Origin of the sequence: Synechococcus sp. SynAce01, from assembly GCF_001885215.1 — a bacterium.
GTDB lineage: Bacteria > Cyanobacteriota > Cyanobacteriia > PCC-6307 > Cyanobiaceae > Regnicoccus > Regnicoccus frigidus.
On sequence record NZ_CP018091.1, the window covers coordinates 2,126,057 to 2,142,332 of the forward strand.

The window sequence follows — 16,276 nt, forward strand, 5'->3', positions numbered from 1 at the left end:
TTGGCGCCCGTTCAGGCCTGCACCACCGGGATGTCATCCAGCCGGGTGGTGGCGGCGCGGGAGAGGCGCTCCCGCTTCATCGCCCAGGCCGGCCGCAGGCCACAGGAGGCCCACTGGACGGTGCCACGGCCATAGCGGCGATTGAGCCCATCGACCGTGGCCATCAAGGCCTCGCGGCGACGCTGCTGGTCGGGCGGCAGGGGGGCAAACAGGTGGTGCTGCAGCCGCTCCTCGGGCTGCAGGTTCTGCAGCAGCACACCCGCCTTCTGCAGTGGTTTGTGGGGCCGCAGCAACCGTTCGGCCAGGGGCAGGGCGGCGGCGAGCAGCACGGCCGTGTCGTTGCTGGCCAGCGGCAGGGTGACGGTGGCGGCCTTGCTGTAAAAACTGGTGCCGTTGAACGGGCTGCTGCGCACGAACACCGTGATCGTGTCGCTGCGCTGGTGCTGGCGGCGCAGCTTCTCGGCGGCGCGGCTGATGTAGGTGGCGATCGCCTCACGCAACTGGGGCAGCTCGCGGATCGGTTCGCTGAAGCTGCGGCTGACGCAGGTTTCCTGCTTGGCGGGCGGCACCGCCACCAGCGGCAGGCAGCTGCGGCCGCGCAATTCCTGCTGCAGGCGCAACCCCACCACACCGGCCTTGGCCCGCAGCTCACCGCTGGCCAGCTCGCGCAGCTGCAGCGCATTGGCCACGCCGCGCAGGCGGCACCAGCGCGAGAGCTTGCGGCCGATGCCCCAGACGTCTTCGATCGCCACGGCGGCCAGCCAGGGGTCGGGATCGGCCACGGCTCCGAGATCGAACACGCCGCCATGGCAGGGATCCTGCTTGGCCAGCTTGTTGGCCAGCTTGGCGAGCACCTTGGAGGGGGCAATGCCCACCGCCACCGGCAGCCCCAGGTGGCGCCGCACCTGCCGGCGCAGGGCCAGGCCCCAGGCGCTGAGATCGCTACTGGCCGCCCGGTGCAGGCGGCCGAAGGCCTCGTCGATCGAATAGACCTCCAGCTCCTCCACCCAGGGTTCGAGGGTGGCCATCAGCCGCTGGCTCATGTCGGCGTAGAGGGCGTAGTTGGAGCTGCGCACCACCACGCCGAGACGTTCGAGTTCGCGGCGCACCTGGAAGTAGGGCGTGCCCATGGCGATGCCCAGGGCGCGGGCTTCGGCGCTTCTGGCCACGATGCAGCCGTCGTTGTTGGAGAGCACCACCAGCGGCCGGCCGATCAAGGAGGGATCGAGCGCCGCCTCGCAGGAGGCATAGAAGTTGTTGCCGTCGATCAGCACGGTGGCCCAGGTCATCGGCGCGCTCAGAGCGGGTGGATGGCGTGGATGGCCACGCCCCAGAGGCGGAGGTCGTCGGCATCGCTGAGCTCCAGTGGCGGATAGGCCGGGTGGGCGGCCTCCAGCCGCAACCGGCCCCGGTGCAGCGCCAGGCGCTTGAGCGTGAAGGCCCCCTCCAGCACCGCCACCACGATCCGGCCCGGGCGGGGCTCGACGCTGCGATCGACGATCAGCAGATCGCCGTGGTGGATGCCGGCGCCGGTCATCGAGTCACCGCTGACGCGCAGGAAGAAGGTGCTGCTGGGGTGGCGGATCAGCTGCTCGTTGAGGTCGATGCCCACCTCCACATAGTCGTCGGCCGGCGAGGGAAAACCAGCCGCCACCGACTCCACCGCCAGGGGCAGCGCCAGGCCGCGGCGAGCGGGCCGCAGCGGGCCGAGCAGCTCCAGCGGGTCAGCAGCGGAGTCGGGGCGGGGCTCAACCGACATGGGCAGGCAGAGGCGGGCTCCCAACCTTAGTGCGTTTGTACTATTCGCTTATCGAGCTGTGGTCGCTGCGGGCGGATCAGTCCTTGCCCCCTTCAGTCCTTGTCCCCTTCAGTCATCGTCGCCTTCAAGCAGCAGCTGATGGAATTCGCTGTACAGCTCCTGTTGCTCGCCGCTGGCCGCCCGCAGGCTGCGCAGCGGTCCCTGCCGCTTGGTGGTCGCCGCTGGGCCTGCCGGGCCGGCTGCAGGGGCCACGCCCCGTTCGCGGCGCTGCTGCTCCTGGCGGTTGCCCTCCAGTTCCTGCAGGCGCTGCAGCAGGTGGGGGGGCACCGTGCCATCGGGGCTGGCCCGGATCAGCTCACGGAACAGCTGATCGGGATCCTGCTCGGATTCGATCGGGTGGAGCCGCGCGGCCGCGCGGCCGGTTGGTTTGGCCTTGGCGGGCGGCGCCGGCAGCGGTTGGGGCAACTGCCGGCCCAGTTGCTGGAGGCGCTCCAGGCTGCGCGAATCGAAGCTCATTCAGGGCAGTCCAGCGTGTCGCGGGTGACGCGGCCGGTGACGGGATTGGTGCCGGTGGCGCTGGCGCAGAGCTTCTTGAGCACATCGGCCCGCAAGGGCACGTTGGTGAAGTCGGCGCCGTCGATCGCCACTTGATCGAACTTGGTGTTGAAGGCGAAGGCATCTTCCAGCACGGCATCGCGCAGGTCGGTGCCTTCCAGCACCGCCGAATCGAGCGTGGCCTGGCGCAGGTCGGCGCCGCGCAGGTTGGCGTCCTGCAACTTGGCGCCGAACAGGCTGGCGCCGCGCAGGTCAGAGCCGGAGAGATTGGCCTCGCGCAGGTTGGTGAGGTTGAAGGTCACCCCGTTCAGGTCGCTGTCGTGGAAATCGGCGCCGATCAGCACCTGTTTGGCGTAATCCATCGCCGCGTCAGCGGGGGCCAGCGGCCAGCCCACTAGCAGCAACAGGCCCAGGACCAACGAACCCAGCAAGGCGGCCATGGCAACGGTGAGACAGAGAAGGGAACTCTAGAAAGAAGAGGTCAGACCATTCCATGGGAGCGCTCACGCCGCAACAGTCGAAGAATCGGCGGCGGATTCCGGGCCAGTGGGCCGAGCAGCGCGCCCTGCGCCTGTTGCGCAGCCGCGGCTGGCAGCTGTTGGCGCGGCGCTGGCCCTGTCGCTGGGGTGAACTCGATCTGGTGGTCGCCAAGCCGGGACGCCTGCTGCTGGTGGAGGTCAAGGGCCGGCGGCGTTGCGGTGCCGACGGCTGGGGTGTGGCGGCCCTGGGTCCGCGCAAGCGAGCCCGGCTGGCCCGCGCCTGGGCCTGCTGGCTGGCGGCCCATCCACAGCGCGACACCGAGACCCTCGAAGTGGTGTTCGCCCTGGTGCCCCTGCCACCGGCGCGCGGAGCGGTGCGCTGGTTGCGGCTGGATCAATGGTCGTGAGCGACCAGGCGGCACTCTGGAGGTGTTGCCCCGCCCGCTGCCATGACCTTCGCGGCCCACCGAGCCCGCAAGCGCTTCGGCCAGCACTGGCTTAACGATGCGGCCGTGCTGCGACGCATCGTGGCCGCCGCCGACCTGCAGCCGGGCGAGTCGGTGCTGGAGGTGGGGCCCGGCCGCGGCGCCCTGACCGAACAGTTGCTGGCCTCACCGGCGGCGCTGGTGCAGGCGGTGGAGCTCGACCGCGACTTGGTGGTGGGCCTGGCCCAGCGCTTTGGCGTTGATCCCCGTTTCAGCCTGCTCGAGGGCGACGCGCTGGCGGTGCCCCTGCCCGCCGCCACCAAGGTGGTGGCCAACATTCCGTACAACATCACCGGCCCGCTGCTGGAGCGTCTGGTCGGTCGCCTCGAGAAGCCCATCGCCGTTCCCTACCAGCGGCTGGTGCTGCTGGTGCAGCAGGAGGTGGGCCAGCGCATCCGGGCCCGGCCGGGCAGCAGCGCCTTCAGTGCCCTGAGCGTGCGGATGCAGCTGCTGGCCCATTGCCGCACGGTCTGTCCGGTGCCGCCCCGCTGCTTTCAACCGCCACCGAAGGTGCACTCGGAGGTGATCGTGATCGAGCCGCTGCCGCCGGCGCAACGGCTCGATCCAGGCCTCGCCGCCGCGGTGGACAGGCTGCTGCGGCGTTGCTTCACCAGCCGCCGCAAGATGCTGCGCAACAGCCTGGCCGGCCTGCTGCCGCCCGAGGAGCTGCTGGCCGTGGCGCTGGAGGCGGGCATTGATCTGCAGCTGCGTCCCCAGGACCTGGCCCCGGAGCGCTGGGTGGCCCTGGCCCGCCAGCTGGCTGATGGAGGCCCTGGCCCATCTCCTCACTGACGCCGGCGCCAGGACAACAGGTGGTTGTGCTCATGGGCTCCGAGATCACCGTTCCTAGGTTGAGATCACAAGGGAGAGATCCCATGACGACACGAACCAACAGCGCCCCTGGCCAGGGGGTGATGGCCCTCAAGCAGGTCCGGGAGCTGGCCGGCGCCGACCCCCGCTTCGCGGAGGCCCTGGCCCATGCCCATTCCCCCCAGGAGGCGGCTGAGCTGGCAGCGGCGCAGGGCGTCACTGTCACGCCGAACGCCCTCTGGCGTAACCGGGGGCGGTTGCTGGACGGCGGACTGCCCACCTGGCGCGGCTGAGCCCATCGCTTGACTGACGCCGGGGCCGGCGGGCTTGAATCGGGCGATACCCGCCCCAGCCCGCGCGCCACCGATGGCCGATCTGCACGTTCAGGCCCCGGCCAAGATCAACCTGCACCTGGAAGTGCTCGGCCTGCGGCCCGACGGTTTCCACGAGCTGGCGATGGTGATGCAGAGCCTGGATCTGGCCGATGAGTTGGCCCTGAGCGCCCGCACAGATGGGCTGCTCCACCTGGTCTGCGACCAGCCCGCCCTGCCGACGGATGGCAGCAACCTGATCCTGCGGGCCGCCGAAGCCCTGCGCCGCCGGGTGCAACGGCCCGAGCTGGGGGCCGATCTGGCCCTGGTCAAGCGCATTCCGGTGGGCGCCGGCCTGGCGGGGGGCTCCAGCGATGCCGCCGCCACCCTGCTGGGCCTGAACCAGTTATGGGATCTGGCGCTGACTGGCGACGACCTGCAGGCCCTGGCGCAGGAACTCGGCTCCGATGTGCCCTTCTGTCTGGCTGGCGGCACCCAGCTCTGCTTCGGGCGGGGCGAGCGACTGGAGCCCTTCAGCTCTGCGGACCTGCCCAACTCCGCTGTGCCCAACTCGGCCCTGTTCAACTGGAGTGTGCTGCTGATCAAGGACCCCACGGCGAGCGTCTCCACCCCCTGGGCCTATGGCCGTTGCCGCGAACTGCGCGGCGACTTCTACCTGGAGCGCGAGCTGGATTTCGAAGAACGCCGCCAGAGCCTGCGCCAGGGTCCCTTGCTGGCCGCCCTGGCCGGGGAGCGACCATTGCCGCCCCTGCGCAACGATCTGCAGTCGGTGGTGGAGCCGGAGCAGGCCAGCGTGCGCCAGGGCCTGGCCCTGCTGCGCCAGGCCGATGGCGCGCTGGGGGTGGCGATGAGCGGCTCGGGGCCCAGTCTCTTTGCCCTGTTTGCGGATCCAGCGGCGGCCGAAGCGGCCCGGGCCCAGCTGGCCGGAGCACTCCAGGCCGAGGGGTTCGAAAGCTGGTGTTGCCGCTGCAGCAGCATGGGAGTCCGCCTTGATCGCGACGCCGCCTGACGATGAGCGATTCACGCCCCTCCCCAGCTACCCCAGAAAGCCTGGCTGAGCCCGCAGAGAGCGGCGAGGTCAAAAACCGACCGCGCAAGGGGCCGCTCAGCTTTCTCTCCGGAGCGCTCACCAGTGGCCTGTTGGCCTGGGTGTCATTGCAGCTCAGCCAGCGGGTCGTGGTTTATTACGCCCTGCATCCGCCCCAGTTCAGCAAGCCCTTTGCCCAGAGCATCGCCACGGCGATGAAAACCCTGGTGGTGGGGATGAGCTTCCTGGCCACCTTCACCTTTGCCTTTGTCGGCCTCGGACTTTTGGCGGTGTTCATTCGCAGCTTCACGCCGGCTGGTCGGCAGGAGGCTTCCCTAAGGTCCACAGAAGAGCAACGCTCAGGATCCGCATGACCCCCCACGACCTCGGTCTGCTCGCGCTGCTGCTCTCGCCGGGGATGCTGCTGTCGGTTCTGCTGCTCGCCACCTTTGCGGCCGGGGGCTGAACGGCTCCCGGCGCCGGTGCTACTGGCCTGAGATAAGTTGGCCGCTCCACCGGCAATCGCCGGGTCCGCACCCTCCCCGTGGCTGAGACGCTCCTCTTCAACGCCCTGCGCGATGCCATCGACGAGGAGATGGCGCGTGATGACACCGTCTGTGTGTTCGGCGAGGACGTCGGCGAGTACGGCGGTTCCTACAAAGTCACCAAGGACCTCTACGAGAAATACGGCCAGTGGCGGGTGCTCGACACCCCGATCGCCGAGAACAGCTTCACCGGCATGGCCGTCGGCGCCGCCATGACCGGCCTGCGGCCGATCGTGGAAGGCATGAACATGGGCTTCCTGTTGCTCGCCTTCAACCAGATCTCCAACAACATGGGGATGCTGCGCTACACCAGCGGCGGCAACTACACGATCCCCACGGTGGTGCGAGGCCCCGGCGGCGTGGGCCGCCAGCTCGGGGCGGAGCACAGCCAGCGCCTGGAGGCCTATTTCCACGCCGTGCCCGGCATCAAAATCGTGGCGGTGAGCACCCCCACCAACGCCAAGGGGCTGATGAAGGCCGCCATCCGCGACAACAACCCCGTGCTCTTCTTCGAGCATGTGCTGCTCTACAACCTCAGCGAGGAACTGCCCGAGGGTGATTACATCTGCGCCCTCGACCAGGCGGAGGTGGTGCGCGAAGGCCGCGACGTCACGATCCTCACCTACTCGCGCATGCGTCACCACTGCCTCAAGGCCGTCCAGCAGCTCGAAGCCGAGGGCGTCGATGTGGAGCTGATCGACCTGATCAGCCTCAAGCCATTCGATCTCGAGACGATCACGCGCTCGATCCGCAAGACCCACAAGGTGATGGTGGTGGAGGAATGTATGAAAACCGGCGGCATCGGTGCTGAGCTGATCGCCCTGATCACCGAGCACTGTTTCGATGATCTCGATGCCAAGCCCCTGCGGCTCTCCAGCCAGGACATCCCTACCCCCTACAACGGCGCCTTGGAGAATTTGACGATTATCCAGCCCCATCAGATCGTTAAGGCCGCCACCCAGCTCAAGACCGGCGTTTTCTGAGATGGCACGCCCACAGGGGTGGTTCGCCCTGATCCTGGCCCTGGCCATTGCCGCTGCTGCGGTGCTGGCCTCCTTCCCGCTCCAACTGGGCCTCGACCTGCGCGGCGGCAGCCAGCTCACCTTGCAGGTGATGCCGGCCGGCGCCATCACCCGGGTGGAACGGGAGCAGCTCGAAGCCGTGCAGCTGGTGCTCGACCGGCGGGTCAACGGACTGGGTGTGGCCGAATCCACCCTCCAGACCGTCGGAGACGACCAGCTGCTGCTGCAACTCCCCGGTGAGCAGGACCCCACCCGGGCCGCCAAGGTTCTCGGCAGCACCGCTCTGCTGGAATTCCGTGCCCAGCGGCCAGGCACCGAGCAGGAGATGCAGGGGCTGCTACCGCTCAAGCGCCAGGCCGAGGCGGTTCTGGCGCGCCTCGAGGGCCGAGGCCGCCAGGATCCAGCCCCGGCTTCTCCGCCGGGACAGGAGCCTCCACCGGCTCCCGCCTTTCCCAGCGAAGAGCTCGGTGCCGCCCTGACCAGCCTCGGGGTGAGCGTCCCCGAAGGAGCCAGTGAGGCCGAGCAACTCACGGTCCTGCTCGATGAGGTGAACCGCCGGGTCGTGGCTCTCTATGAACCGGCGGCCCTCACCGGCAAGGATCTGGTTACCGCCGGCCGCCAGCAACGCACCAATGGCCCCGGCTGGGACGTCACCCTGGGCTTCAACCAGCAGGGCGGTGAAGCCTTCGCCCGACTCACCCAGACCATTGCCGGCAGTGGCCGCCTGCTGGGCATCGTGCTGGACGGTCGCTCGATCAGCGAGGCCAGCGTCGGCCAGGAATTTGCTGCTGCCGGCATCGCCGGCGGAGCGGCCAGCATCACCGGCAACTTCAGCGCCGAAGAGGCCCGCGACCTCGAAGTGCAGCTGCGGGGAGGCTCGCTTCCCCTGCCGGTCCGGATCATCGAGGTCCGCACCGTCGGGCCCACCCTCGGGGCTGAGAACGTGCGCCGCAGCCTGATCGCGGCCCTCTCCGGCCTGGCCATGGTGGCGGTGTTCATGGTGGTGGTCTTCCGGCTGCCAGGTGTGGTGGCGGTGATCGCGCTCGCCCTCTACGCCCTGTTCAACCTGGCGATCTACGCGCTGATCCCGGTCACGCTCACCCTGCCGGGGATCGCCGGTTTCATCTTGAGTGTGGGCATGGCGGTGGATGCCAACGTGCTGATCTTTGAGCGGGTGAAGGAGGAGCTACGGCGGGGCAACACCTTGATCCGCTCGATCGACACCGGTTTCTCCCTGGCCTTCAGTTCGATTCTCGACGGCCACCTCACCACCTTGATCAGTTGCGCGGCCCTGTTCGGTCTCGGCACCGGCCTGGTCAAAGGGTTTGCCGTCACCCTGGCGATCGGCGTGCTGCTCAGCCTGTTCACCGCCCTCACGGTGACCCGCTCCCTGTTGCGGCTGCTGATGACCTACCCCTCGCTCAGGCGCCCGACCTACTTCGTACCCGCTGGCCAGCTTCCGGCCTGACCGTTCCTTCCCCCAATGGCGCTGACTGGCCCCTTGTTTCGCATCAACCGCTATCGCCGCCTCGCCTGGTCGGTGTCCTCCGGGTTGTGCCTGCTCAGCCTGCTGGGTCTGACGCTCTCCTGGCTCAACCCGGCGATCGGGGCGCCCTTGCGTCCTGGCCTTGACTTCACCGGCGGCACCCAGATCCAGTTGCAGCGCAGCTGCGAAGCCGCCTGCAGCACGATCGAGCCCGATCAGCTGGCCCAGGCGCTCAGGGAACTGAGCCTGCCGGCTGAGGACTCCGTCCGCTCGCCCAACCTGGATTCCGCCGCCATCCAGCTGCTCGATGAGAACCGCACGGTGGTGCTGCGCCTGCCGGTGCTCTCTCCGGCCCAGACCCAGGCCCTGATCGACGGCCTCGGCGGCGTGCTCGGTCCCCTCCAGACCAGCGGCACCGAGGTGAACACGATCGGCCCCAGCCTGGGCCGGCAACTGCTCAACGCCAGCATCGCCTCGTTGCTGGTCAGCTTCACCGGCATCGCCCTCTACATCAGCTTTCGCTACAGCCGCCTCTACGCCTTTCTGGCCCTGCTCTGCCTCGCCCACGACGTGCTGATCACCACCGGTCTGTTCGCCTGGCTGGGACTGCTCAGTGGCCTGCAGGTCGACAGCCTCTTCGCCGTCGCCCTGCTGACGGTGGCCGGCTACTCGGTCAACGACACCGTGGTGGTCTTCGACCGGATCCGTGAACGTCAGCGCGACCTGGCGGCGCTCTCGGTCGAGGACCAGGTGGATGATGCCGTCGCCGTCACTCTCACCCGCTCGGCCTACACCACGCTCACCACCCTGTTGCCCTTGCTCGCCCTGATTTTCTTCGGTGGCAGCACCCTGTTCTGGTTCGCGATCGCCCTGTCGGTGGGCATCAGCGTGGGCAGCTGGTCGAGCATCGCCATTGCTCCCACCCTGCTCGCGGTGATCAGCGGCGGCCCAGCGGTGCCCGAGCGGAGCCCCGGATGAGGCCCAGGCCCCTCATCCCCGTTCTGCTTGTGGCCCTGGCGTTTTGGGATCTGCGCCTGGAGTTGCGCCTGCTTGGCGATCACTTCACCTGGACGAGCCTGGGTGCGGCCATGGGTCAGCATCCCCTGGCCATCGCGGTGCTGCTGCTGGCTCCGGCACTCTGGCGCCGCCACGCGCTTCCTAGGTGATCCCTAATCCCTAGCCGCCGGGCTGGCTCCAGCGATCCATCACCTGCTCCACCAGCACCCGCTGGCAGATCACCTGCAGCACCACGGTCAGCGGCAGGGCCAGCAGCACGCCGGGCAAGCCGAGCAGGGCTCCGAGACTGAGCTGGGCCATCAGGGCCACCGTTGGCAGCAGGTTGACGGTGCGGCGCAGTAGCAGTGGGGTGAGCACGAACGCTTCGAAGTTCTGTAGCAGCAGCCGCAGGATCAGCACCTGCACCAGCTTGGCCGGTGAAATCAGCAGGGCCACCGCCAGCGGCAACAGGGTGGCGGCTGTGGGGCCAATGGTGGGAACGAAGGTGAGCAGGCCGCAGACCAGGCCGCTGAGCAGGGCCAGGGGCAGCTGCAACAACGCCAGACCGGCCCAGGTGAGGGCGAACACCACCAGGGCGGAGATCGTCATGCCGCCAAGCCAGCCGCCCACGGCCTGGCGGCAGTCATGCAGCAGCCGCTGCAGGTCAGGCCGGCAGAAGCGGGGGCAAGCGGCGATCAACAACTGCTGATGGCTGCGGGGATCGAGGGCCAGCAGCAGGGCCAGCAGACCCATCAGCACCATCTGGACCGTCGTGTTCGCCGTGCTGCCGGCCACGCCGAGCAACTGGGAGCCCAGGGGCTGGAGCCGCTCCCAGCGGCCCGGATCGAGCAACAGCTGCTCCAGGTTCTGCAGGCCACGGAACTGGCCGGCCAGCTCGCCCAGCCGCTGCAGCAGCACGGGCACCAGCTGGGTGAACTCATTGGCCTGCTGCACCAGTTCGGGAAGCAGCAGTTCCGACACCTTCCAGCCGATCAGGCCCAGCACCGTCAGCACCAGGGCGAGGGCGGCGGGCCGGTTGAGGGGCAGCCGGCGGCGCAGCAGCGTCACCGGCACATCGAGGGCCACGGCCAGCACCACGGCCCCGAACAGAATCAGTAGCACCCAGCGCAGTTCCCAGAGCAGCAGCCCCAGCACCACCAAGGCCATCACCCCCAGCAGGGCGCGGCTGTTCATGCGCTCAACCGCTGCCGTTTCCAGGGATCGAGCACGTCATGGATCAGCACCTCCCGGACCACCACCTGCAGGCAGACCGCCAGGGGCAGGGCCAGCAGCAGACCCAGGGGTCCGAACAACACCGTGAACAGGAACTGGGCCGAGAGGGTCAGGCCGGGGAGAAGCTTGAGCTGGTGCTGCATCACCGAGGGGGTGATCACGTAGCTCTCGAGATGCTGGATCACGATGTAGAGCCCCAGCACCGCCAGGGCCTTCCATGGGGCATCGAGCAGGGCCACGGAGATCGGAAACACCGTGCTCAAGGTGGGCCCGACGTTGGGAATGACGTTGAGCAGACCGGCCAGCAGGGCATTGGCCACCACCAGCTTCACCCCCAGCAGCATCAGGCCGATGCCTGAGAGCAGAGCCACGCAGCAGGAACTGATCAGCACGCCCACCATCCAGTTGCTGAGGGCAGAGCCGCAGAGATCGAGCACCCGCCTGAAGCGGCGCCGATAGAACGACGGAACCAGCAGCACAGCCACATCCCGGTAGGCCGTGGGCTGCACGGCCACCATCAGGCTCACCGCCACCACGAACAAGAGCTGGATCAGGCCACCGCCGAGGTTGCCGGCCAGGCCCAGCAGGCGGCTCAGGCCGCCACCCAAGCCGCTGGCCAGGGCGGCGGTGCCCTCACTGCTGCCCGGCAGCAGCTGCTGCAGCCAGCTCAGATCCAAGGCGGCGTTCTGACTGCCGTAAAGCATCTGGGCGCCATGCCTGAGCGCCCCGCGGCCCATCTCAAGCAACAGCGCCGCCGCTGCCGGCACCTTGGTGATCAACTCACCGAACTGGGCGGCGAAGGGGGGGATCAATACGGTGACAGCCAGCACCAGCAGCACCAGCAGGCCACTCAGGCTGAGCAGCAGGGCGATCTGGCGGCTGCAGCGCAACTGCTGGCCCACGAAGCCCACCAGGGTGCAGATCGCCATCGCCAGGATGATGGCGGCGAACACCTGGACCACCACATCGCGCAGGCTCCAGAGCAAGGCGATGGCGGCAATCGTGCCGGCCAGTCCCAACCAGTTGCCGAATTTCAAGCCCCTTCTTGCTCCGCCTCCTCTGCGGGCGCCTCGGTGGCTGATTCGCCGGCTGATTCCTCTTGCCCGGCGAAGCCGAGGCCGTGGCCGGCCGCGTAGCGATCGGCGAAGCGCATGAACCGAGCGAAATCGTCTTCGGTTTTCCAGGTGAAGGTGGCTTCGATGGCGCTGGCTTTGCCGTTCACGAACCGTGCATTGACCTCGCGGGTCACCAGTTCGCCTTCCTCATCGAGCAGGAACATGCCGGTGATGTCACCCATCGCCTCCGGTGCCAGGGCCTCGGGTTCCTCGAAGACAAACAGGGCCTGGCCGGTCCGTCCATCGCGGGAGCGGGTCAGGCGGATATCGGGAACAACGGGCTCATCCACGCCACGAAAGAACTGAATCGCAGTCATCGGAGGTGGCAGCAAAGGCTGATCCTAAGCAGCGCCACTGATCTGGCCCTTCTGCAGCAACAGCTCGGCGGCCTCAGGTTCGCAAAGCGTCATCAGATCCAGCGACTCGCCAGCCATAGCCTGTTGTTTGGCGGCTTCGTGATCGTAACAACGGTCGTAATAGTCCAGCATCTGGCGGCAGGCGGCGGCCCAGTCCTCCGCCGCAATCGCCTCCAGGGCCAACCGGGTCCGCTCCGGTCCCAGCCGCCGGGCGATCCGGGTCGTGGCCTCGGCCAGGGCGGCGCCGTTCTGGCTGCCGTACACCGCCACGAGCCGCCGCACGCGCTCGTCGAGGGGGCGGCGCAGCTCCAGCCGCGGTGCTGCCTGCATCTGCCGCCAGAGGCCGGCGGGGATCCGGCAGCGACCCACCTGAACACTCTCGGCCTCAAGCCAGATTGGGCCGGCAGCCACGAGGCCAACGAGCCTGGCGGCCAGGCGATTTTCGAAGTGTTCGGTGCTCGGCTGGGGCGGCAGGCCGAGGCCGCCGAAGCTGCTGCCACGGTGATGGGCCAGGCCCTCGAGATCCACCACGCCGACGCCGCGGCGCTCCAACTCCAGCAGCAGGTCGGTCTTGCCGGTGCCGGTGCGTCCGCCCAGCAGCCGCAAGGGCCAGGCTTGCTCGAATTGGGCCAGCACCCAGTGGCGATACACCTTGTAGCCCCCTTCCAGGAGCAGAACCGGCAGGTCGATGGTCTCGGCCAGCCAGGCGAGGCTCGCTGAACGCAGGCCACCGCGCCAGCAATGGAGGCGCAACGCAGCGCCCGTTCCGGCCTCGCCCGCGGCACCGGCCTGGAGGGCCCTTAGGCTTTCGCCCAGGTCGGCCAGGCGCGGACCCACCCGGGCCAGTCCCAGCATCACGGCCTGCTGACGACCCCGTTGCTTGTAGAGCGTGCCGATCTCGGCCCGCTCATCGTCGCTGAACAGGGGCAGGTTGTGGGCGCCGGGGATGTGGCCACGGGCGTACTCGGCGGGGCTGCGGGCATCAACGATGGGGCCGGCCGCGGCCAGGAAGGGCTCGATCGCCAGCCGCTCCGCCACCACCCGACCCCGGACCGTCCTGCCCTGACATAGTGGGCCAGCGCCAGCCCCGATCCAGCCGGCTGAACGTCATGATCTCAGGACCCTCCGCCACCAGCACTGTCAGTGCCGAACAGTTGTTGGAGCGGTTTTTGGCCGGCTCCAACAGGCAGCGCCGCAGCCTTCTGCCCCAGCTCGAAGGGCGAGCTGGGGAGGTGCGACCGCTGCTGCTTGATGGCCTTGGTGGTCTCGATGCCACCGGCGACGACTGGGCCGCTGGCGCCCTGATCCAGCTGTTGCTGCGCGATAACGACAGCCTGGCAGCGGCATTCCTCTCCCGCTATCCCCAGGGCTGGCTGGAGGTGCCGAGTGCCGAGGGCATCGATTACGAGCCCCTGCAAAGCGCCCTGATCCAGCAACGCTTCGAGGAAGCCGATCGACTCACCAGTGCCCTGCTCCGCCGCCTCGCCGGCCCAGCTGCGGAGCAGCGGGGCTATGTCTATTTCAGCGAAGTGCCGGCGATCAGTGCGGTCGATCTGGTCAGCCTCGACCGGCTCTGGGTCTGTTATTCGCTGGGACGCTTCGGTTTTTCGGTGCAGGCACGCCTGTTGCGCAGCGTCGGCGGGCGCTGGCCCCTGCTCTGGCCGAAGCTGGGCTGGAAAACCGGCGGCACCTGGACCCGCTATCCCTCCGGGTTCACCTGGTCGCTGCAGGCCCCTGAAGGCCACATGCCGCTGATCAACCAGCTGCGCGGGGTGCGCCTGATCGATGCGTTGCTCTGCCATCCAGGTTTGCAACAGCGCCAACCCAGTTGAAGCCTGAGTTGTTAGGTTCAACTTCAGTGATCAAAGCAGTGAATGCCCCGGCGTTTGATCACCCCCCCACCAGTTCGCTGGACCGATTTCATCATTCCCTCCACCCTCCAGCTCGGCCCCCTGCTGGAGTTGCTGCTGGAGCCCATGGCCAAGTCAGCGAATCTGGCGGATCTGCATCTGGGCCTGCAGGAGGCCCTGGTGAATGCCGTGCGCCATGGCAATGGCAACGACCCCAACAAATGCCTGCGCATTCGCCGGATCCTCTCGCCCCGTTGGATCATCTGGCAGATCCAGGATGAAGGCCTCGGCGTTCCGCTTGATCGCCGCTGCGCCGACCTTCCAGCCAGCCCGGAAGCCTGTTGCGGCCGGGGTTTTTTCCTGATTCACCACTGTTTTGATGATGTGCGCTGGAGCGGCCGTGGCAACCGCTTGCAGCTCGCCTGCCAGCGCCGCCGTTAACAACAGCGGGTTTTAACGGCTGGTCTCAACGGCCGTGGCTGGGGCAGCCCGGGTCCTTGAGATCCCCCTTCAGCCAGGCCAGACCATGTTCAAGCAGGGCGATGCTCCGCGCCTGCCCGTCACCGGCCAGTCGGTTAGGGGAGCTGTCGGCGCTGAGCAGTTGCACCAAGGCCGCCGCGATCTGCTCGGCGCCACGGCGCGGTTTCTGAGCTTTGAGCGCATGCCAATCGCGCTCCTCGATCGCCAGCAGCCTGTGCAGCTCCTCGGCCAGCTCCCGGCTGCCCTCGGGCCAGGGCCGGTTGGCTGGGGCGACGGCTGGAGGGGAGGTTTCAGGGAGGAGCGTCACTGGACGCGGGGGGGCAAGGGGATCCATCCTGGCGCCATGCCCCATGGTTTGCGCACCCGAACCCGGCTCAACCGTCCCGATGGCTGGTTGCACAGCCTCGCGTCCCTGCTGGCGGTGGTGGCCCGTGGCGAAAGGCTCGGGCCTCGCGACACCAGCAGTGCGGCCCGCCGACTGCGTCAACGTCTGGAGCTGGGCCAGCGGTTGCTGGATCCCCTGCCTCAGCCGCTTCGCAGCGGTTTGCGCGAGGGGCAGGCCTTCTGGAAAGCCCTGCGTTGGGGCGGCGGCGGCATGCTGCTGGCCTGGTGGCTGCTCGGTCGCTGAAATCCTGGGCCGCTGGCCGATCAGGCGGCGGCTTTGCTCGCTCTCCAGACCCGGGTCATGAAGTGGGTTTCGGCGCGAATGGCCCCGAAGCCGGCCTGCTCGAGCCGCCCCTCGATCCGATCACCGATGTAATCGCGGTAGTAGGGCTCGTGGAACATCCGCCGGAAGTTCTCCATCGCCGGCATGAAGTCAGGGGAGTCGGCCATCTGCACCGAATCGGCCAGCACCAGGGTGCCGCCGGGTTCGAGCACGCGGAAACATTCGTCTATCACGTTCTGGCGGGCCTCGCCGGGCAGCTCGTGCAGCAGGAAAATGCAGCTCACCGCCCGGAAGCTGCCGTCGGCGAAGGGCATGGTCTCGGCATTGCCCTGCACCAGTTGGGGCAGTTCATCGGGCAGCTGGGACAGGCAGCGGTTCGCCTCGCGCAGGTAGGCGGTGGAGAGATCCAGGCCCACCAGCTGAACACCAGGCAGGGCGGCGCGCAGCTGGCGCAGGGTACGGCCGGTGCCGGTGGCCACATCCAGCACCCGCAACTGGCCGGGGCTGCGGCCGCTGAAGGCGCGCAGACCCCGCTGCAACGGCGCCAGCAGACGGCGGCGCATCGGATCGGCCGTGCCGTTGAACAGGATTTCCACCTGCAGGTCGTAGAGGGCGGCGGAGCGATCGCTCAGGTAGCCGTCGGTCTGATGGTGGAAGTTCTGGAGGTAGTAACTGGGGAAGTCAGCAGGATCGATCGTCTCGGGCAGGTCGCGCACATCGCGCTGGCTGCGGCGGTTCCAGATGTTGGGCAGATCCAGCCAGACCAGCGGGTAGCGGGTCGCCCAGTCAAGCCAGGGGGCATCAAAGAGCAGGGAGGAGGGGTAGATGCCGCGCTCGGCGTCCTGCCAGTCGACCTCCAGCAGCCGCTCCATCGAGCTGCGGAACTGGTCGAGCAGGCCCGGTGGCAGTGGAATTGTCTGGGGAACGCTCTGGGGCGCCATCAACTGCAGCAGCTGGCTGCTGGCTTCCTTATGGGCCAGGCCCACCAGGCTTTTGCCCTGCTGCAGCGCCTGGTAGGCGAATTTGCTGACCGGATCGGACATCGGCTGGATCGGAGGCCTGAACCTGAATGGGCGTCA

22 protein-coding genes are annotated in these 16,276 nt (G+C 68.2%); 12 read left to right on the forward strand and 10 right to left on the reverse strand.

Going from position 1 to position 16,276, the window contains the following annotated elements:
* Positions 1-11 precede the first annotated feature (11 nt).
* The 4 genes from BM449_RS11075 to BM449_RS11090 form a co-directional block, all read right to left on the reverse strand.
* A complete protein-coding gene (locus BM449_RS11075; RefSeq protein ID WP_071801264.1) occupies positions 12-1,289 on the reverse strand; it encodes a Y-family DNA polymerase in 1,278 nt (425 codons plus the stop codon).
* Between the two features lie 8 nt (positions 1,290-1,297).
* A complete protein-coding gene (umuD, locus tag BM449_RS11080) occupies positions 1,298-1,759 on the reverse strand; it encodes a translesion error-prone DNA polymerase V autoproteolytic subunit (RefSeq protein WP_071801265.1) in 462 nt (153 codons plus the stop codon).
* A gap of 108 nt (positions 1,760-1,867) precedes the next feature.
* On the reverse strand, positions 1,868-2,275 hold the full coding sequence (locus tag BM449_RS11085) for a hypothetical protein (protein ID WP_071801266.1): 408 nt from the start codon (positions 2,273-2,275) through the stop codon (positions 1,868-1,870).
* Positions 2,272-2,754 carry a pentapeptide repeat-containing protein gene (locus BM449_RS11090; protein WP_071801267.1) on the reverse strand — a complete coding sequence of 161 codons (483 nt, stop codon included), beginning with the start codon at positions 2,752-2,754 and terminating at the stop codon, positions 2,272-2,274. The genes BM449_RS11085 and BM449_RS11090 overlap by 4 nt, the downstream gene beginning before the upstream one ends.
* A 53-nt stretch (positions 2,755-2,807) precedes the next feature.
* On the opposite strand from BM449_RS11090, the gene BM449_RS11095 reads away from it, so the two are divergent.
* The 9 genes from BM449_RS11095 (at position 2,808) to BM449_RS11135 (ending at position 9,666) form a co-directional block, all read left to right on the forward strand.
* On the forward strand, positions 2,808-3,200 hold the full coding sequence (locus tag BM449_RS11095) for a YraN family protein (protein WP_071801268.1): 393 nt from the start codon (positions 2,808-2,810) through the stop codon (positions 3,198-3,200).
* Positions 3,201-3,242: 42 nt separating this feature from the next.
* Positions 3,243-4,070, forward strand: coding sequence for a 16S rRNA (adenine(1518)-N(6)/adenine(1519)-N(6))-dimethyltransferase RsmA (gene rsmA, locus BM449_RS11100; RefSeq protein ID WP_071801269.1), 828 nt, complete (start codon positions 3,243-3,245; stop codon positions 4,068-4,070).
* 83 nt (positions 4,071-4,153) lie between these two features.
* Positions 4,154-4,381, forward strand: coding sequence for a hypothetical protein (locus BM449_RS11105; RefSeq protein WP_145536686.1), 228 nt, complete (start codon positions 4,154-4,156; stop codon positions 4,379-4,381).
* A 73-nt stretch (positions 4,382-4,454) separates the two neighbouring features.
* Positions 4,455-5,429, forward strand: a complete 975-nt coding sequence (gene ispE / locus BM449_RS11110) for a 4-(cytidine 5'-diphospho)-2-C-methyl-D-erythritol kinase (RefSeq protein ID WP_071801271.1) — start codon at positions 4,455-4,457, stop codon at positions 5,427-5,429.
* A gap of 2 nt (positions 5,430-5,431) precedes the next feature.
* Positions 5,432-5,821, forward strand: a complete 390-nt coding sequence (locus BM449_RS11115) for a DUF3082 domain-containing protein (RefSeq protein ID WP_083544519.1) — start codon at positions 5,432-5,434, stop codon at positions 5,819-5,821.
* Positions 5,822-5,991: 170 nt separating this feature from the next.
* On the forward strand, positions 5,992-6,975 hold the full coding sequence (locus tag BM449_RS11120; RefSeq protein WP_071801272.1) for a pyruvate dehydrogenase complex E1 component subunit beta: 984 nt from the start codon (positions 5,992-5,994) through the stop codon (positions 6,973-6,975).
* Between the two features lies 1 nt (position 6,976).
* Complete coding sequence (gene secD, locus BM449_RS11125) at positions 6,977-8,482, forward strand: protein translocase subunit SecD (protein ID WP_071801273.1); 1,506 nt, start codon at positions 6,977-6,979, stop codon at positions 8,480-8,482.
* 15 nt (positions 8,483-8,497) lie between these two features.
* Complete coding sequence (gene secF, locus BM449_RS11130; protein ID WP_071801274.1) at positions 8,498-9,478, forward strand: protein translocase subunit SecF; 981 nt, start codon at positions 8,498-8,500, stop codon at positions 9,476-9,478.
* On the forward strand, positions 9,475-9,666 hold the full coding sequence (locus BM449_RS11135; protein WP_071801275.1) for a hypothetical protein: 192 nt from the start codon (positions 9,475-9,477) through the stop codon (positions 9,664-9,666). Before secF ends, BM449_RS11135 begins: the two co-directional genes overlap by 4 nt.
* A 10-nt stretch (positions 9,667-9,676) precedes the next feature.
* On the opposite strand, the gene BM449_RS11140 is transcribed toward BM449_RS11135, so the two are convergent.
* The 4 genes from BM449_RS11140 to mnmH are packed head-to-tail and all read right to left on the reverse strand — an operon-like array spanning position 9,677 to position 13,238.
* Positions 9,677-10,690: an AI-2E family transporter gene (locus BM449_RS11140; RefSeq protein ID WP_071801276.1), complete on the reverse strand. Its 1,014-nt coding sequence runs from the start codon at positions 10,688-10,690 to the stop codon at positions 9,677-9,679.
* A complete protein-coding gene (locus tag BM449_RS11145; RefSeq protein WP_071801277.1) occupies positions 10,687-11,766 on the reverse strand; it encodes an AI-2E family transporter in 1,080 nt (359 codons plus the stop codon). Before BM449_RS11145 ends, BM449_RS11140 begins: the two co-directional genes overlap by 4 nt.
* Entirely contained in the window at positions 11,763-12,161 is a 399-nt protein-coding gene (psb28, locus tag BM449_RS11150; RefSeq protein ID WP_071801278.1) for a photosystem II reaction center protein Psb28, read from the reverse strand. Before psb28 ends, BM449_RS11145 begins: the two co-directional genes overlap by 4 nt.
* 24 nt (positions 12,162-12,185) lie before the next feature.
* Positions 12,186-13,238, reverse strand: a complete 1,053-nt coding sequence (gene mnmH / locus BM449_RS11155; RefSeq protein WP_071802232.1) for a tRNA 2-selenouridine(34) synthase MnmH — start codon at positions 13,236-13,238, stop codon at positions 12,186-12,188.
* A gap of 71 nt (positions 13,239-13,309) precedes the next feature.
* Here mnmH and BM449_RS11160 point away from each other — a divergent pair, with 71 nt between their 5' ends.
* The gene (locus BM449_RS11160) at positions 13,310-14,032 is read left to right on the forward strand and encodes a GUN4 domain-containing protein (protein ID WP_071802233.1); all 723 of its coding nucleotides are present in this window, start codon (positions 13,310-13,312) and stop codon (positions 14,030-14,032) included.
* Between the two features lie 42 nt (positions 14,033-14,074).
* Positions 14,075-14,491 (forward strand): ATP-binding protein, encoded by a 417-nt coding sequence (locus BM449_RS11165; RefSeq protein WP_071801279.1) that lies wholly within the window; start codon positions 14,075-14,077, stop codon positions 14,489-14,491.
* Between the two features lie 25 nt (positions 14,492-14,516).
* On the opposite strand, the gene BM449_RS11170 is transcribed toward BM449_RS11165, so the two are convergent.
* Entirely contained in the window at positions 14,517-14,837 is a 321-nt protein-coding gene (locus tag BM449_RS11170; RefSeq protein ID WP_233830681.1) for a DUF6439 family protein, read from the reverse strand.
* A 36-nt stretch (positions 14,838-14,873) separates the two neighbouring features.
* On the opposite strand from BM449_RS11170, the gene BM449_RS11175 reads away from it, so the two are divergent.
* A complete protein-coding gene (locus BM449_RS11175; protein WP_120352785.1) occupies positions 14,874-15,158 on the forward strand; it encodes a hypothetical protein in 285 nt (94 codons plus the stop codon).
* Positions 15,159-15,178: 20 nt separating this feature from the next.
* On the opposite strand, the gene BM449_RS11180 is transcribed toward BM449_RS11175, so the two are convergent.
* The gene (locus BM449_RS11180; RefSeq protein WP_071801281.1) at positions 15,179-16,240 is read right to left on the reverse strand and encodes a class I SAM-dependent methyltransferase; all 1,062 of its coding nucleotides are present in this window, start codon (positions 16,238-16,240) and stop codon (positions 15,179-15,181) included.
* Positions 16,241-16,276 lie beyond the last annotated feature (36 nt).

Bases quoted from the DNA above. Each gene is read 5' to 3' on its own strand.
- rsmA (WP_071801269.1), top strand. From the start codon at position 3,243: ATGACCTTCGCGGCCCACCGAGCCCGCAAGCGCTTCGGCCAGCACTGG.
- BM449_RS11105 (WP_145536686.1), top strand. From the start codon at position 4,154: ATGACGACACGAACCAACAGCGCCCCTGGCCAGGGGGTGATGGCCCTC.
- BM449_RS11160 (WP_071802233.1), top strand. From the start codon at position 13,310: ATGATCTCAGGACCCTCCGCCACCAGCACTGTCAGTGCCGAACAGTTG.
- BM449_RS11115 (WP_083544519.1), top strand. From the start codon at position 5,432: ATGAGCGATTCACGCCCCTCCCCAGCTACCCCAGAAAGCCTGGCTGAG.
- BM449_RS11085 (WP_071801266.1), bottom strand. From the start codon at position 2,275: ATGAGCTTCGATTCGCGCAGCCTGGAGCGCCTCCAGCAACTGGGCCGG.
- ispE (WP_071801271.1), top strand. From the start codon at position 4,455: ATGGCCGATCTGCACGTTCAGGCCCCGGCCAAGATCAACCTGCACCTG.
- psb28 (WP_071801278.1), bottom strand. From the start codon at position 12,161: ATGACTGCGATTCAGTTCTTTCGTGGCGTGGATGAGCCCGTTGTTCCC.
- BM449_RS11090 (WP_071801267.1), bottom strand. From the start codon at position 2,754: ATGGCCGCCTTGCTGGGTTCGTTGGTCCTGGGCCTGTTGCTGCTAGTG.
- BM449_RS11140 (WP_071801276.1), bottom strand. From the start codon at position 10,690: ATGAACAGCCGCGCCCTGCTGGGGGTGATGGCCTTGGTGGTGCTGGGG.
- secF (WP_071801274.1), top strand. From the start codon at position 8,498: ATGGCGCTGACTGGCCCCTTGTTTCGCATCAACCGCTATCGCCGCCTC.
- BM449_RS11180 (WP_071801281.1), bottom strand. From the start codon at position 16,240: ATGTCCGATCCGGTCAGCAAATTCGCCTACCAGGCGCTGCAGCAGGGC.
- secD (WP_071801273.1), top strand. From the start codon at position 6,977: ATGGCACGCCCACAGGGGTGGTTCGCCCTGATCCTGGCCCTGGCCATT.
- BM449_RS11075 (WP_071801264.1), bottom strand. From the start codon at position 1,289: ATGACCTGGGCCACCGTGCTGATCGACGGCAACAACTTCTATGCCTCC.
- BM449_RS11165 (WP_071801279.1), top strand. From the start codon at position 14,075: ATGCCCCGGCGTTTGATCACCCCCCCACCAGTTCGCTGGACCGATTTC.
- BM449_RS11135 (WP_071801275.1), top strand. From the start codon at position 9,475: ATGAGGCCCAGGCCCCTCATCCCCGTTCTGCTTGTGGCCCTGGCGTTT.
- umuD (WP_071801265.1), bottom strand. From the start codon at position 1,759: ATGTCGGTTGAGCCCCGCCCCGACTCCGCTGCTGACCCGCTGGAGCTG.
- BM449_RS11175 (WP_120352785.1), top strand. From the start codon at position 14,874: ATGCCCCATGGTTTGCGCACCCGAACCCGGCTCAACCGTCCCGATGGC.
- BM449_RS11095 (WP_071801268.1), top strand. From the start codon at position 2,808: ATGGGAGCGCTCACGCCGCAACAGTCGAAGAATCGGCGGCGGATTCCG.